The 16,336-nt window shown below is 35.0% G+C and carries 9 protein-coding genes, 1 tRNA gene and 1 pseudogene; 3 read left to right on the top strand and 8 right to left on the bottom strand.

Annotation, left to right across the window (positions count from 1 at the left end):
- Positions 1–21 precede the first annotated feature (21 nt).
- Positions 22–1,740 carry a monovalent cation:proton antiporter-2 (CPA2) family protein gene (locus OPR42_RS04630; RefSeq protein WP_007302300.1) on the bottom strand — a complete coding sequence of 573 codons (1,719 nt, stop codon included), beginning with the start codon at positions 1,738–1,740 and terminating at the stop codon, positions 22–24.
- 5 nt (positions 1,741–1,745) lie between these two features.
- The gene (locus tag OPR42_RS04635; protein ID WP_265041967.1) at positions 1,746–2,318 is read right to left on the bottom strand and encodes a thioredoxin family protein; all 573 of its coding nucleotides are present in this window, start codon (positions 2,316–2,318) and stop codon (positions 1,746–1,748) included.
- A gap of 102 nt (positions 2,319–2,420) precedes the next feature.
- Here OPR42_RS04635 and tmk point away from each other — a divergent pair, with 102 nt between their 5' ends.
- Entirely contained in the window at positions 2,421–3,014 is a 594-nt protein-coding gene (gene tmk, locus OPR42_RS04640; protein WP_010403811.1) for a dTMP kinase, read from the top strand.
- A 25-nt stretch (positions 3,015–3,039) separates the two neighbouring features.
- Here the strand turns inward: tmk and OPR42_RS04645 are convergent, their stop codons facing one another.
- On the bottom strand, positions 3,040–3,720 hold the full coding sequence (locus tag OPR42_RS04645; protein WP_265041969.1) for a hypothetical protein: 681 nt from the start codon (positions 3,718–3,720) through the stop codon (positions 3,040–3,042).
- A 364-nt stretch (positions 3,721–4,084) separates the two neighbouring features.
- Positions 4,085–4,161: transfer RNA gene (locus OPR42_RS04650), tRNA-Met, on the bottom strand.
- Positions 4,162–4,257: 96 nt separating this feature from the next.
- Between OPR42_RS04650 and OPR42_RS04655 the strand changes: the two genes are divergently transcribed.
- Positions 4,258–6,276, top strand: coding sequence for a ComEC/Rec2 family competence protein (locus OPR42_RS04655; protein ID WP_265041972.1), 2,019 nt, complete (start codon positions 4,258–4,260; stop codon positions 6,274–6,276).
- A gap of 248 nt (positions 6,277–6,524) precedes the next feature.
- On the opposite strand, the gene OPR42_RS04660 is transcribed toward OPR42_RS04655, so the two are convergent.
- Together OPR42_RS04660 and OPR42_RS04665 are read right to left on the bottom strand one after the other, a co-directional pair.
- On the bottom strand, positions 6,525–7,547 hold the full coding sequence (locus tag OPR42_RS04660) for an IS110 family RNA-guided transposase (protein WP_264375440.1): 1,023 nt from the start codon (positions 7,545–7,547) through the stop codon (positions 6,525–6,527).
- A 224-nt stretch (positions 7,548–7,771) separates the two neighbouring features.
- A pseudogene (locus OPR42_RS04665) lies at positions 7,772–8,929 on the bottom strand (phage terminase large subunit family protein); the annotation flags it as partial.
- Between the two features lie 61 nt (positions 8,930–8,990).
- On the opposite strand from OPR42_RS04665, the gene OPR42_RS04670 reads away from it, so the two are divergent.
- On the top strand, positions 8,991–10,073 hold the full coding sequence (locus tag OPR42_RS04670) for an alpha/beta hydrolase family protein (RefSeq protein ID WP_265041975.1): 1,083 nt from the start codon (positions 8,991–8,993) through the stop codon (positions 10,071–10,073).
- 464 nt (positions 10,074–10,537) lie between these two features.
- Here OPR42_RS04670 and OPR42_RS04675 read toward each other — a convergent pair whose 3' ends face one another.
- Both OPR42_RS04675 and OPR42_RS04680 read right to left on the bottom strand, forming a co-directional pair.
- The gene (locus tag OPR42_RS04675; protein WP_265041976.1) at positions 10,538–11,854 is read right to left on the bottom strand and encodes a hypothetical protein; all 1,317 of its coding nucleotides are present in this window, start codon (positions 11,852–11,854) and stop codon (positions 10,538–10,540) included.
- Positions 11,855–11,858: 4 nt separating this feature from the next.
- Complete coding sequence (locus OPR42_RS04680; protein ID WP_265041977.1) at positions 11,859–15,968, bottom strand: collagen-like protein; 4,110 nt, start codon at positions 15,966–15,968, stop codon at positions 11,859–11,861.
- Positions 15,969–16,336: the final 368 nt, after the last annotated feature.

Genomic DNA, 16,336 nt, shown 5'->3' on the forward strand with positions numbered 1-16,336 from the left:
ACTAATTAAAGTGATAGAGGATTATTCATCTTTATCACTACCAAGGTCTTTTAACATACTGTAGTTGCCTTTTCTAAATTTACCTTTTAAAGATGTAACTCCGCTTTCGCTAATTCCACTTAAGCTTAATGCTGCTCCACCTAGCTGCAATCCAATCTCAGACGTCTCGGGAATAATTTTACTAGCCCCTAGATCTTTATAAACCTCCACATTATTCAAATCTGGTAAACGTATTATAATATTTACATGCGGGAAGTTTGTTGCAACTAGAGAAACTATTTTCTTTATAGTGACTTCGTTCTTTATTGAAACCACAAGAGCTTGAGCTCTTTCTATTCCTACTGATTTTAAAATTTCATATCTTGTAGCATCTCCAAGATATATAGGGAAACTGTCATTTTTTCCTTCTTTCACTATTTTTGATTGAATATCTACAACAACATAACTTAAATGCTCTGCAGTAAGCATTTTCGTTACCATATATCCCACTCTACCAAACCCAGCAACTATTACGTGATTATAAAGGTCTTGTGTGTCTGTTTCGATTGCTTCATCGTCTAGTATTATTTTTTCAGTGCTAAATGAATTTGCTATCCAGTCTCCAATTCCCGATAAAAGAGGAGTAAAAGCCATAGTTACTGTAGTTACCATCATAAGCACTTGAGCGATTTCACTTGATAGTACATCTAATTCATCTGCTAAACGGAATAAAATAAATGCAAATTCACCGCCTTGTGCAAGCAGTAATCCAGCTTGTATTGCAGGTGCACTTCTAAATCCAAAAAATCTACACAATGTATATATAATGGACGTCTTTAAAACGATAAGGATAATTGATAATAAAGTAACGAGTGGTAACTTATTGAGTAAAAGGTCAATATCAATAGACATGCCAACAGTCATAAAGAATAAACCAAGAAATAAGTCTTTAAATGGCAATACTGCATGTTCTACCGAATTCCTGTGTTCTGTTTCTGCAACTAGTAACCCAGCAACAAATGCGCCTAATGCCATTGATAAATGAAATTGTTCAGTAATAAATGCTGATCCTAATATTATCAGAAGTGTTGTTGATATAAAGATTTCATTACTCTCCATTTTGGCAATAACCGAAAACAATGGCCTCAGTAATAACCTACCAGTTACAAATATCAACACCAATGCAATAGCTGCTTGCACTAATGAGCCTGCCAACGAGCTTATTAAGCTGTGTTCAGAATTGCCAGTAAGCAGGGGCACTAGTACTATTAGAGGTACCACTGCAAAGTCCTGCATTAGTAGCACTGCTATTGACAATCTACCAACTTGGCTTGCTTGAGAACCCTTTTCTTGCAGAACCTGCAACACTATTGCTGTTGAGGATAGTGCAAGTCCACCACCAATAACTGCTGCCATGTTTGTATTTACTCCAAAGGCAAGAGCAATGCACCATATTGCTATCATGGTAACTATAACTTGAAGGGAACCAAACCCAAACACATGCCTACGCATAGCGATAAGGCGTTCAAATGTCAATTCAAGACCTATAATGAACAATAGGAAAACTACGCCAAACTCTGCAAAGTTATCCATTACTTCAACTGAATGTATCAGATTAAATCCATGAGAACCAATCAATGCACCTGCAACAAAGTAACCAAGTACTGGGCTAATATTCATTTTCCAAAACGCTATGACTATAAACACAGCAGCAGAGAGTAAAATTATAATATCAAACAAATGCTGAGAGCCGCTGTGCATAATATTTAACCTGTAGAATTAGACCATTTTATTGAACAACCAATGCTTGATTTTTGGTCAACTGGAGGATTGCTAGTTTCTGCAATAAATTTCATGGCTTGAAATAAATCACTACTTCCTACTTCGTAATTTTGAACTTTCTCTTTTTTTGTGTTGTTAAAACGCCCGCGATAGCAGAGGGCTAGTTTGGAATTAAAGCCAAAAAAATCAGGGGTACAAACAGCACCATACTCTTTAGCTACTTCTTGGTTGTTGTCAATCAAATATGGAAATGTAAACTGATTTTCCTTGGCAAAATTAATCATGTTTTCAAAGGAGTCTTCTGGGTACTCATTTACATCATTTGGCATGATTGCAACGGTGTTTACCTGATAATCTTTTTTCAACAAATTAACATCTCTTACTAGATTGCTAATAATTGATTGAACGTAAGGACAGTGATTGCATATAAACATTACAATGAGACCATTTTCCCCATAGCAGTCACTTAATGTATAATATTTGTTATCCACTCCCAGGAGATTGAAATTCTTTGCAGTAAAGTCTAAATCTATCTTAGGAGTGTCTAGCGTAACCATAGCTCATAGAGAATTGTATACCATAATTTATGATCTTATTGCTTAAATGTCAAATGGTTTCTATGTACACTGCTTGCATTTAGCATTGTAATTATAAAATTTATGTTCATAACCTTCGAAGGAATAGATGGTTCTGGTAAAACAACACAGTCTGAGTTACTTGCAAATTATTTCAAGCAAATTCACGGTGAAAATAATGTCGTATTGACTAGAGAACCAGGTGGTACTGATTTTGCAGAAAAAATAAGAGGATTACTACTTAAGGATAATATTGATCCTATTTCTGAACTCTTGCTGCTTATCTCGATGAGGCACGAACATATGAAAAAATTAATATTGCCAGCTCTTAAAGAGGGAAAGACAGTTATTTGTGATCGATTTATCGATTCAACTATTGCGTATCAAGGGTATGGACTAGGTGTTGACTTGAGTCTAATAAGAGACTTACACAAATTAGTGGAAATTAAATATCCAGATATCACATTTATTTTAGATATTGATGTTCAAGTTGGACTCAGCAGAGCAAAGGATAAAAATAAGTATGAAGAAATGAGCATTGATTTCTATCATAAAATTCGAAAAGGATTTCAAGAAATAGCTATAAAAGAATCTAATAGATGTAATGTTATTACTGGAATTGAAAAAAAAAGTGATAATCATGTACACAATGAAATTATTGATATTGCAAAGACTTAGCTATACGTATTGAACTTTTGCTAACCTAAACAGTTACTGCATTAACCTGTGGTAAAAAATTATCAATTTTAGGTGACGTTATTTCATACGAAAGACTCTCTTTTTGATTAGCTAAAAAACTTTGTATTTCATTTTTAGGTTTTTCACTTATTGTTCTATATATTCTTGCGCGATTAATTAGCTCATTTCTACTATTCTTATTGCTTACTTCAGTTATGGTAAAAAATTGATCAAAGTGATTTAACAGATCCTCGTCTTTTATCGAGGATGCAACGCTATCAATTTCTCTTACATATAAAGCAAGTTTGTGCGCTTTGATACGATCCTCAAAACAAAGATTAATCAGTATGTTACAAAACTTATTTTTTGTGATATCTCTTGTTTTTGCTAGCAAAGATTCGATCTCGTCTTGGCAACGCACTCTCTTAACTGACTCAGCAGGTTCAACCATACCTAGAACATTTTCTACTACAGATTTTTTCTCACAACCAAAAAGAAACGTATAATATCCCATAGACAGAGTCAAGAGAAGGAATATAGCTGGAAGCAAGAATGGAGCAAGTACATTTTGCGATCCAGGAAAGATAAACCAGATAGCAGTTGCTGCTGATACAGCTAAAAATAACCCTGACATAACGAGTTTTATTTTTCTTCTGTATCCGTTATCAATAACCGTATTTACGCCAATAAAAGCCACATCAACCATTGCTCATACCTCACTAAAAGTAATATTAGCTTAATAATAGCATTGTTGTGATAAGAAATCAATATTATGAATATTTTAATTAATTTATAAAATCATCCAACCAAATAGAAAAAAGGCAAAAGAAGTCCCGAATAGCGAGTTTTAATAATTTAAATTGATAATGTACTAACAAGCGTGATTTGGCTAAATGTAGAAAAAATAAAAAAGACATGCAGCCACTATAATTTAATGTAATTCACCAATAAATACCTTAAGTTTTTTACTGAATGTTGCGATTGAGCCTACAGGTCAAAAACAAGCTTTGAGTCAGAAATACCATTGCTATTATAATAAGAGAAATCGCGATGTTTGTACAATTGAAAGATGGTTGCGGGAGTAGGATTTGAACCTACGACCTTCAGGTTATGAGCCTGACGAGCTACCGAGCTGCTCCATCCCGCGTCGTTGCTTATTTATTATTATATGCGTAATAATAATAAATAAAAGAATAAAATCACACTATTAGATATATTTATATATCTATTAACCTTTCTTAACATGATAGTAAATTATATACATAACAATCTGTGCAATGAAAAATATAACTTGATATTGTGGTTCCCTGTTTTTCAGTGTGCAGGAATTTTAACCTATTTCTCATTAAATTTTGAACCAAGCTGTGCTTTCACTATATCTATTTTTCTCTTGCTTTCACCTATACTAATTCTGATTGCAATATTATACAGGAAATACGCAATATTATGCATTTCTTTAATTGCAGTGCTCATAGGATTTACAGCCAGCAAATTCAGAACAGATTCAGTTAATACTCACATTCTTGATAAGGAAAGGTATGTGAAAGATATTGTTGCTACAGTGAAGGATATTAACGATAGGGGCTCATATAAACAATTTTTGCTTTATGAAATAAAAAACACGAAGTTCAAGCTGGATAACATCAGAATATCAGTTAAAACCAAAGCGGAAGAAGGCATTAAAATAGGGGATCAAGTAAAATTATCAGCAAAACTCTTTCCTCCAAAAATTGCGCCTTCGGAATATGCATATGATTTTGCAAGAATAGCATATTATCAGAAAATAAGTGCAACAGGCTTTGCAACAAGCAAAATAGTCCTGTACAAAAAGGCTGAAGCAAGAAAATTTCAAGAGTATATAGAATCTTTCCGTCAATATATCTATGAAAACCTACAGCAAAATACCAAAAAGCCACACGCGGACATAATCTCTGCATTATTAATTGGCAAAAAAGACGGGATAGATCAAAAAACTATGAATGCGATACGAGATTCAGGTATAGCACATTTATTCGCTATATCTGGTTTACATTTATCGTTTGTTGCTGGTCTATTTTTTATAGTATTCCGTAATTTATTTGCAATATCTGAAACTTTGACTCTTAAATATAACACTAAAAAAATATCTGCATTCTTTACTATCTTGCCAACTACCTTTTATTTGTTGATTACCGGTATGCAAATTTCTGCTCAGCGTGCCTACATCATGGTGATCTTGGTACTTGTTGCAATAATCATAGAAAGGAAATATCGAGGATTAATAGCAATTGCGTTTGCTGCTTCGGTGATACTCATAGTGGAGCCAGAAGCAATCTTAAAGCCAGGTTTTCAAATGTCATTTTCTGCTGTTTTGGCACTAGTTGCCAGCTATCAGATCAATGCCAACAAATTTTTAAAAATAATAAAATATTTTGTGTCGATAATGATCAGCTCAATAATAGCAAGTTTAGCAACGGTTCCGTACACAATATACAACTTTAATTATTTTTCAATCAGCGGCATTATCACAAATTTAGTTGCTATACCAATAGTTACACTCATTATTATTCCACTTGGAATAATCTATGTTTTATTGATTCCTTTAGGTACTCAGTGGATTATAACGCCTCTCATGGAACGCCCAATTGACAGCGTTTTATATATAACAAATGCAATAGCTAATCTTCAGTATCTGGTTATTCCTATTCGCACTTTTCCTGCATCATCGATCATTATAATAACGCTTGGGTTATTGTGGCTGTGCCTGTGGGAAAGGAATTGGCGTTTCTTTGGAATTTTCTTTATTCTGCTAGGTATTTTCTCTAGCGCTATGTATAGAACTCCTGATATTCTAGTCAGTGCTGATAATCTTGCTGTAAAAGAAGGTGACAATTTACTATATTCTCTTACTAGAAAAAACAGAAATTTTGTTGTCAAAACGTGGGCAAAGCAAAACGGGCAGAATCAAATTGTGAATCATACTAAATTCAGTGATTCAAACAAAAGGCTAAAATGTAATGATTATGGCTGTATATATAATAAAGGAAATAATAAGTCAGTGTTGCTAGCTCACAAAAGAGAAGATATTTTAGAAAATTGTAACAATGTCGATCTAGTAATTCAGCTAAGCAAATTCAATCACCCAGCTTGCAATACTAAAATCATCAAGTATTCTGATTTAGAAGTATATGGTACACATTCTATTTGGCTAACAAATAGTGGCGTAAACGTTAGTAAAGTGCGTTCTAATCGTCCTTGGCATAAGCCAAAAACTTGTTTTTAAAGTATCATTTATATATAATTACTTAATTAGGATGTAAGGAAATTTATGCCTTTAGATACAACAAATCCTTTCAATGTTAAAGTAGATACCGTCTTGTCAGTCAACAAGAAAATTATAGAAATTGAATCTTAAGCTGTATTACGAAATCAAAAAATACTTTCTATCAACATATACACTAACCAACTACATTAAATAAATTTGTGTAAAATGCTATTTTACATAAGATAGAAAGTACGCATTTTTTGATTTTAAAGTACTAAATTCTCCTCCAACCGCTTTGCCCTGTAATTCTTGATATGGTCAGGATTAAAAGCACTTTTGGATTTTAGAACACCGAAAATGATATGGAGTAGCTTACGCATTGCAGCACCAACGATAGCCATATTATGCTTACCCTTTTCCTTTAATCTCTGGCAAAAACTAATAATGATAGGATTGTGATTCTTAGCTACTATAGCAGGAAAGAAAAGTGCTTTACGTAATGTTTGTGAACCGGATTTACTTAATCTGGGTTTGGCATATACAGAGGAACCTGACGTCATATTTCGTGGTATAACTCCTGTATATGCTGCCAATTGCCTGGCATCTCTAAAAACCTCTATGTCAGGAACTTCAGCTAAAATAGCTATTGCTGATTCTTCTCCTATTCCTGGAATAGTCAATAGAAGTTGAAAATTTTCCAACAATTCTTTATGTTGATTTAATAGTTCACGTACGGAGTTTTTTATTGTTTCTATTTTTTGAGCTATATTCATTGCAAGGTCTTCCCAAGCACTTGCAACTTCTTTAAGCAGTCTCTCTTTTTTTTCTAAGTGGTTATTTACTAATGTTAACTCATCTTTTAACGCAACTGAGCAACGATAAAGATGTTTTAATTTTTTCATTTCAGGAGAAGGTGGTGTCCAACTAGAAGGTTCCTGTCTTTGGCAATAATCAGCAATAACTTCTGCATCGGTCTGATCATTCTTTTGTCGTATCAGCTTACTCCTTGCATAAGATTTTATGCAATAAGGATTTACAACACTAACAGAATGTCCAGCGTTGTGCAGAAACTCAGCCAAAGCTTCGCTATAACAACCAGTAGCCTCCATGCAGGCTTTTACTTCTTCTACATTATGTTTTTGTAGAAAGCTAAGTAAACCTTGAAACCCAGAATCCTCGTTTTTAAAACTCCTTTTTCTAGTTTCACATCTTCCTTTTTTGCTTATGAACGAGAGAAAAACATCAAAGCGATCTTTCGATACATCTATACCTAAAAAGTTGTTGATCATATATAACCCCATGCGTTACCATTAAAAATGAAAAGTAAGGCTAGTCTTGTGAATACAGAATTAGAACCATTTAGGTTTTTCTACGATACCGTCCAGCCTGTACTCTTGAGAAGAGAACTCTTATCTACCTTACAGATTTTATATCTAAGACCACTGACAGAGTTCTTCTCTTCTCCATCTAATGCTTAAGCTTAAAACATTAGATGCTTTTTACAAGATACAAAATCACTGTTTTTCCTGAGCTCCTGAACCAATTGCTGACCGCTTGCTTTTGCTTCGATTAAAATTGCGTGTGGCTTCCACCTTGCAGCCAGCGATAGAACTTTCTCTTTAAGTTTTGGATATTCAAGTTTTGCGCGATATACATCGAGTAAATAGAATGTATTATCTACTTTTGTCCAGGTAGTGCAGACACTAAAGTCACTTGTATTGTTTGTTGAAATTGCAGTATCCCAACTTTGTGTTACATGCAAGAGGCTATCAGGAAAATTTTTATAGCGCTTCAACCACTCTCGTTTAATTATAGCACTTGAAAGTGGTAGAGGGTTTTGTTGGTATTGAGCAGCAAAACCATAACTCCCAAGTTCAGCTTTTATCATCTCAATTTCTTCTTTTCCTTCAGTTAGGGAATACAACAATTGACCTTCTTTTCTTGAGTATATTTCCTGTTCATGCTCTGGAATATGATTATTAACTGAATAAATAATCTCCTTATCTTCAGCTATTATTGGTAAACAGACATGATGCCATATGTTTCTTGGTTTACAGAGGAGGTGACCAGTTAAATCTTCTAAATGGAGTCTGTGCATCACAAGAACGATAACTCCTTTTTTTCTGTCGTTGAGCCTGGTTACTAAAGCCTGATCAAACCAGTTTGCAGCACGCTTTCTAAATGTTTCGCTCAAAGCTTGTGCGGGACTTAGTGGATCATCCACGATAATGAAATCTCCACCTTCACCGGTTAATGTTCCTCCAACTGATGTTGCAATTCGACATCCTCTCTGCACTGTTTGAAATTTATATTTAGTGTTTTGATCTTTGCATAATTCTACTTTCGGAAATAGCTCTCTATACCAATCAGATTGCATTATGCACCTTGTATCGAGTGAGTGCTTTTCGCTGAGGAGCCGAGAATAACTTGCAACTATTATTCTTGCAGTTGGCTGATTTCCGAGTATCCATGCGGGCCATGCAACACTTACACAAATAGACTTCATTGAACGCGGAGGCATATTGAATATTATTCTTTTCACTTCACCTGAACTTGCCGCTTCAAGCCTATCCGCTATGACTTTTATATATTGATAATCATTATACTCACACCCCGGCACTACCGTTTGAAAGCATAATTCAATGAATTTTAAAAAGTTTATATTGTTCATAAAATTGAGATTTTGTTGATTTTTTAAGATTTTTTTGTATAATTATAGTGAGAGTTAAAATATGAAAGAAATAAGAGAGCAAACTGAGAGAGAATTTATAAAAACTCAAAACGGGATGAAAATAGAGACAATTACGCTTCTTGGTAAAAATCAAAACAATAATCAAGGTGAAAAACATCTGGTATACTTTATTGGCGGAGATAAAGCATTAAGTCCTAGCAAAGATTATTTCCAAAACTTCGATTGGGCTACAGATCAAGGTATTACTGTATACCTTTTTAATTATCCTGGATTTGGTTTAAGTAAAAATAACTCACTGATACGTAGCAATAGAGTTAAATCTGGTATATCAGTTGTAACTAACTTGTTGGAAAAAGGTATAAAACCAGATGATATTATATTGTTCGGAAACTGCTTAGGTGGACATGTAGCAGCAGAGGTTCATAAAAATTTTAAAGATAAGGATATACATCTAAGATGTATAGTTAATAAGGCTGCTAGTTCACTCAAACAAGCTTCTCTTTATTATTTTGGATTCATAGCGAAATTAAAAATTTTTCTTGCTCCAATAATCAAATTAGTACTAAAGGTTTTTGGTTGCCATTGGAAAACACACAAAATTATTAATGCAATTACCCCTTACACCTTATACTTTAATCAAGAAGGAGACAAGACGATAAAACAACCAGCACAACTTGCAACAAAAATAGAAAAAATAGATCAAAGCGGTAGAAACCAAGAAAAAGAAGTGTTTGAAGGTTTTGAGGAATATGAAGAATTTTTCAAGCAGCATATAATATTAAGAAAGAATGATAAATGTATTGATTCTAAAAAAGCTGATAAAGATATACATAAATTGCCAATTACGTGTTTAAAGTCTTCCAACAAAACTGACTACACTTTTCCTGAGCTGATTAGTTTATATATTCAAATAACAGATGAGTATTTTTCTAAACATGGCTCACTAAACAATGAAGAGAAAGTTAAAGTGTTTAAAGAAAGTAAATTTTATAAAGATTTTTCAAGCTGTAAAAATTCAAAGGGCTTTTTGCATAATCACATGAAGAAGCAAGAGATGTCATTTCAGCATGTGATAATAGAATCTGGGGAAAAAAGACCTTTCTTGACAAGTCAAAGAAGGTAGTTGCTCTTAACTTGACGCGTATACTTTTTTTAACATTTGAGCCATCTGTATCTGTTCAGATGCATGCAAATATTGAAACCAGTGTTTCTTTTCTTGTCATCCGAGTACTGGGATTCAGAAGACTCAGGTAATAAGAACTAGATTCCAGCGTCACGCGCTGGAATGACACCGTCATAAACTGCTAGGCCTTCATAATGTCATCCCAGTACTGGGATCCAACTAAATTGGTGAACACTTTACAGCATTTTTGATAGAAAGAACTAGATGCCAGTGTCAAGCACTGACCATTTTTTCCTTAAGTTTTTGCAGCTTGTGTTCTATTACAAAACCACTGCGGTACTAACGAGCGGCAAAATGGTAGCGAATCTAAACTAAAAAGAATACATTTTTACACTGCTTGAAAGTCTACTCGATTCAATTTTAAAAACAATTATTGAAACAATTATAATATACTTTGTGCGTGGTTAAGATAGCTCTGGAATAGTATAAAGAACTATGTCATCATTGAAGAGAAACTCATCTGTTGCTGTGTACTCTTTATTAATTTTATAAGAATCATAAACATCGTAATCTGCTTTTGTATGGTAATCACAATATTGAAACTTACCCTCTTTATTGAAAAAGCCAAATTGATCAATTAATGTAGCCATTTTCTCACGTTTTGCTAATTCAAATACATCAGCTGGGAAGTGGCCTGAAGAATCTTGATTAGTAGTTCCTTTTGCAATAAAAAAAGATGGTTTATCGTTAAGTAACTTGCAGAAATTTGGCTTATATTCCTTTTTCATACAGTTTAAACTTATATATTGATATTTATCTGGAATATTTGAGTATTGAGAATCGTATTTTTTATGTTCAAAAAACTCATTACCTAAGAAATTACAAAACGTTAATTGATAATCATCATTACTACTGGACTTGACTACTTTAAGATAATGAAAGTCTCTAGGAATTTTTATCTCTTCTTCTGTAACGTGATTATGTATGACCAATTGGTCATCAAGCATGCAGTAACCTATTTTTGGTAAAGTAGCTACAAGCTTACCGTTTAACATGATATCTGCTTGATAGATATTATCCGATAATTCTTTTCCCTTTTGCAAAGTAAAATTCTGCCATGCCTTAGCTGGCGCACTGCATTGCTCAGTTTTAGTTAAGTTTTTTATTATTGTTGATATCTCACTAATTTCTAATATATCATGTTCATTTTTTGTGTATTGATACTTATAGCAACTACCATCTTCACATACTGGAAGACATTTTCCTTCTTCATCTGATATATAGATATAATCACCTTCTATTGTAAAATAAAGTCCACCTTTTTCTTCTTGAATTTTTTGTAGTACTGGGTCATTTTCATCGTTAAAATTGATAAAATTGAGTACTCCAGTTATATCTCTACCAGACAATTTGAGGCCAAAGTTAGGACTATCTTTTATGTTGTAAAGCGAAATCAAGATAGGTTTTGATTCAAGCTTTTCTATAATATTGTTTCTATTTGTACTTATTATAGCTTCTTGTTCTACAATAAGATCCTCTTTAATAGAGTTTCCACTTTCATCAGATCTTTCTGCCTGCAGGGGTAAGTTTCCTTCATATAAAGATATTTTATCTCCCTGCTTCTTTAACTTTAAACTATTAATATTCTCTACTTTAATTGTACCAATATGTGAATGGATAACCTTACTATTTTTGTTTAATATATAATATTCAGCAGGAAGTTTAATCAATTTTTTATAGAGCGGGTTTTTATCCTCTATTTTAAATATATGTTTTTCCATGATATTACCTTAAATAACCGACAACTTGCTGATTAATAGCACTGAGGCTACTAGGAGGAGAGACATAACTCATAAAACTCCTTGGCTGCTCATTATTTGCCACTATTTTTTCAGTATTAACGAAAGCTCTTTGCTGCTCATTGTCTTTTAATCTTTTTTCCATATGATCTTTAAAAGTAAACAAACATTTACTAGTTTGTTTGTAATTAGGGAGTGATTTTTTTGCAGTTACACACAAGAACTTCAACAACTCATTATGATTTTCATCATTAAGTAATGACTTATTGATAATGGTTGACTGCAGTTCCACTGGATCAAAATTTAGACTTTTCTTTGAAATGCCACATTTCACAGCTGTTGCTCCCAATACTTCTTCAAATTTTGTTACAACATCTGCTGCATCTATTATTTTTGCCACTTCCTGTATTTCATTTTTTACTTTATATTCGTCCTGTCCTACCGCAGGGTAAAAGAAATTTATGACTTGAGATATAAATGAAGTTGGTCTGCTTGCTCCGCTTGTCACTGATGATTTTTTAGTTTCCCTCCTTCTTCTGCGTGCACTACAAACTTGATCTGCAGGATTTGTTGTACAAAACATATCTCTTACGCTACTATGCAATGCTTCCGCATTTTCTGCGGATTGAAGTGCTTGATCAGCAGAATCTTCAGCTTCTCCTGTAAGATTCACTGTTTGATTGTGTAGTATTTTAACCTTATCTTCCGTATCTTTAGCTTGTTTGGCAAAACCTTCTGAAGCATTTTTAGCTGCCTCTGCTGCTTTTTTAGCATCCAGAGTTTCATTTTTTGCTTTTCTTATCTCACGTAAAAACTGATCAGCTAATGTAGCACCTATTCCATCTTCTCCCTTGGAACCTGGCAATCCATTCGCACCTGGAGCTCCGGTATCTCCTTTTGGACCTTGTGGACCTGGCATACCCTTAAGACCAGATCTACCAACTTGACCTTTAGGTCCTTGCAAACCTATCTCTCCCTTAGGTCCTTGCAACCCATTCGCACCTGGTTCTCCTTTGTCACCTTTAGAACCTATCTCTCCTTTCTCACCCATATCACCTTTTATTCCCATGGCTCCGTCTAATCCTTTAGGACCAATATCTCCCTTTGTTCCATTTATACCTGGCTCACCTTTTATACCTTGAGGTCCTATATCTCCTTTTAATCCTTCTATACCCGGCTCACCCTTGTTACCTGTAAGACCTTGTGTACCATTGAAGCCCCTCAGACCTGGCTCTCCCTTAGGACCTTCTGGACCTTGCAATCCATTTGCACCTGGTTCTCCTTTCTCACCCATATCACCTTTTATTCCCATGGCTCCGTCTAATCCTTTAGGACCAATATCTCCCTTTGTTCCATTTATACCTGGCTCACCTTTTATACCTTGAGGTCCTATATCTCCTTTTAATCCTTCTATACCCGGCTCACCCTTGTTACCTGTAAGACCTTGTGTACCATTGAAGCCCCTCAGACCTGGCTCTCCCTTAGGACCTTCTGGACCTTGCAATCCATTTGCACCTGGTTCTCCTTTCTCACCCATATCACCTTTTATTCCCATGGCTCCGTCTAATCCTTTAGGACCAATATCTCCCTTTGTTCCATTTATACCTGGCTCACCTTTTATACCTTGAGGTCCTATATCTCCTTTTAATCCTTCTATACCCGGCTCACCCTTGTTACCTGTAAGACCTTGTGTACCATTGAAGCCCCTCAGACCTGGCTCTCCTTTTGAACCTGGCAACCCATCTGATCCTTTAGGACCTTCTGGACCTTGCAATCCATTTGCACCTGGTTCTCCTTTCTCACCCATATCACCTTTTATTCCCATGGCTCCGTCTAATCCTTTAGGACCAATATCTCCCTTTGTTCCATTTATACCTGGCTCACCTTTTATACCTTGAGGTCCTATATCTCCTTTTAATCCTTCTATACCCGGCTCACCCTTGTTACCTGTAAGACCTTGTGTACCATTGAAGCCCCTCAGACCTGGCTCTCCTTTTGAACCTGGCAACCCATCTGATCCTTTAGGACCTTCTGGACCTTGCAACCCATTCGCACCTGGTTCTCCTTTGTCACCTTTAGAACCTATCTCTCCTTTCTCACCCATATCACCTTTTATTCCCATGGCTCCATCTAATCCTTTAGGACCAATATCTCCTTTTTCTCCCTTTGGACCTTGGACTTCTCCTGGATTTTTCCTTAGTTCTTCTGCAATGCTTTGTGTTAGCTCGGTATTATTTGCAAGGTTTTCTACTAATGTATGATTAGCATCACTTAGTAACACATCTGCTAGCTCTTCCATTCTGTTATCAGCTAATGCAATGGCTATTCCTGTTTGAATATCTTGATTACTAATAATTCTTCCTGCAACTTGCTTCTCTAATACTAAATCTCCGCCTTGGTCACGATATTCAAGCACCTGATTAGCAATAGTGCCATTATTAATTAATTTTTGTGCAACTTCTTCAGGACTTGCATCTCTACCTTTATCACCTTTAGAACCAGTATCTCCTTTGGGACCTTTAGAACCTATCTTTCCTTTCTCACCCATATCACCTTTTATTCCCATGGCTCCGTCTAATCCTTTAGGACCAATATCTCCCTTTGTTCCATTTATACCTGGCTCACCTTTTATGCCTGGCTCTCCCTTAGGACCTTGTGCACCTGGCAATCCATCTGTTCCGGTATCTCCTTTATCACCTTTAGAACCAGTATCTCCTCTCTCACCTTTTAGACCTTGAGAACCAGGCTCACCTTTCCAACCCCTTGGCCCACTCGTTCCACTTTCACCTCGCACACCTCTATCACCCTTTATACCTTTTGTTCCATCTATACCTGGCTTACCCTGAGAACCAGATTCTCCCTTGTTGCCTTTTGGACCCAAATGGCCTGGTTCACCTTTAGGACCACGTGCTCCAGTGCTACCTACAGAACCTTCTGGACCAGGAAAACCTCGGTCACCCTTATCACCTCTGGAACCTTGGTTGCCGTTGAACCCCGGTTCACCGGGTGCACCGGTATAACCTAGTTCGCCCTTTTGTCCTGGAGGACCTTGAGGACCAGGCGCTCCATCGAAGCCTCTATCACCTTTTTGTCCCCTTTCACCTGGCTCACCTTTAGGACCTTGTACACCAGTACGTTCTAATCTGTCTATTCTGCGTTTTAAAAGTTCAATTTCTGTTTCTAAATTTATATGTTCTTGAATATTCACATCAACCTCCAAAAAGTTATCAAAATTTTCTAAGTTATAATAATAAGGATATGGACCTGGTCTATTGTCGTGCTCATACCCAAAAGAATTAGGGTTAAAATTATAAAAATTTTTGCATGTGCTATTTTCATACGATATGCAACCAACATAACTATTGCCTAACTTTTTTACTGCGAAATAGGTATCTTGTGCTTTCAAGCTCTCCATTTCATGAAAAGGGAATAGCTGGAATATATTGTCTATACGAGTAAATGCTGAAAGGATATTATTCAATATGCCAACTTTTCCACCAGTTAAATTATATACCTGAGCGCTCCTATATAATTTGTATATATTTCTTGATTCTTTAAACAAATAGTCTCCTATTTTTATTTTGAGTCTTTTATCAGGTGAACTTTTAAGATCTTCCAAAATAAGACTGACATTTTTGCTACTAATTATGTCTTTTGGATCTATTAAAACCTTCCTGTTTTCTAGCAGTTCATAATAAATACTACAGCTTTCACGATTATATGCGTTAACATAGAAACCATCTGTGTAACCATGAGGTATACGATCAATAGTATCTATCATAGTATTTTTGCCATCATAGTAATAATAATAAGGTTGATCAGAGGTAGTAACTAAAGCGAATTTGTAATCATTTCCTACCCTTTCTAGCTTTAATTGTGGCCATTCAGATAAGTCGTTTAGTATACTTGCCACGTCATGCTTCAAATCCCAAATTTGAAAGTGCAGACCAATATTGTTGTCGATGATAATGTAAGATACACTAGGCAGGCTAAATGTTGTTTTGTTATTTAATCTTATTTGTGCAGGTACCCTACGACCAATTCTATTATTACAATCGTTTTGTGGAATATCTTCTTTTTCTAGTTTAAAACGCATCTCCACCTCCCTTTGCGATTAGATATAGTTAATTTATGGGTATTAATTATTGATTAATAATGATGATAAGTAAATATGATTATGCTTTATACTAATTTAGTTATAAACTAATTTGTGAAAGAAAGTTATTTTTTTACAACTGAGCATAAAAATGCTTTATATTATCGAATTTCTTACCACTCCAGCTCTTTCATCTTATAGATGATGATGTTCCAGTGCTTGATACTGAAATCTAGTTCTTCCATAATCTCGTTGGAAACGTTTTCAGTATAGGGATAAATTTTATTAATCTAGAGAAAAGCCCTCACCCTTAGGGTAAAGAAGCTAGTTAAATTTGTCAAGCAATTTTTTCATGACCAGCTAGATAA

This window comes from Wolbachia endosymbiont (group B) of Melanostoma mellinum, assembly GCF_947251465.1.
Taxonomy (GTDB): domain Bacteria; phylum Pseudomonadota; class Alphaproteobacteria; order Rickettsiales; family Anaplasmataceae; genus Wolbachia.

Coding starts and splice junctions, on each gene's coding strand:
- OPR42_RS04630 (WP_007302300.1), bottom strand. CDS start 1,740: ATGCACAGCGGCTCTCAGCATTTGTTTGATATTATAATTTTACTCTCT.
- OPR42_RS04635 (WP_265041967.1), bottom strand. CDS start 2,318: ATGGTTACGCTAGACACTCCTAAGATAGATTTAGACTTTACTGCAAAG.
- tmk (WP_010403811.1), top strand. CDS start 2,421: ATGTTCATAACCTTCGAAGGAATAGATGGTTCTGGTAAAACAACACAG.
- OPR42_RS04645 (WP_265041969.1), bottom strand. CDS start 3,720: ATGGTTGATGTGGCTTTTATTGGCGTAAATACGGTTATTGATAACGGA.
- OPR42_RS04655 (WP_265041972.1), top strand. CDS start 4,258: ATGATAGTAAATTATATACATAACAATCTGTGCAATGAAAAATATAAC.
- OPR42_RS04660 (WP_264375440.1), bottom strand. CDS start 7,547: ATGATCAACAACTTTTTAGGTATAGATGTATCGAAAGATCGCTTTGAT.
- OPR42_RS04670 (WP_265041975.1), top strand. CDS start 8,991: ATGAAAGAAATAAGAGAGCAAACTGAGAGAGAATTTATAAAAACTCAA.
- OPR42_RS04675 (WP_265041976.1), bottom strand. CDS start 11,854: ATGGAAAAACATATATTTAAAATAGAGGATAAAAACCCGCTCTATAAA.
- OPR42_RS04680 (WP_265041977.1), bottom strand. CDS start 15,968: ATGCGTTTTAAACTAGAAAAAGAAGATATTCCACAAAACGATTGTAAT.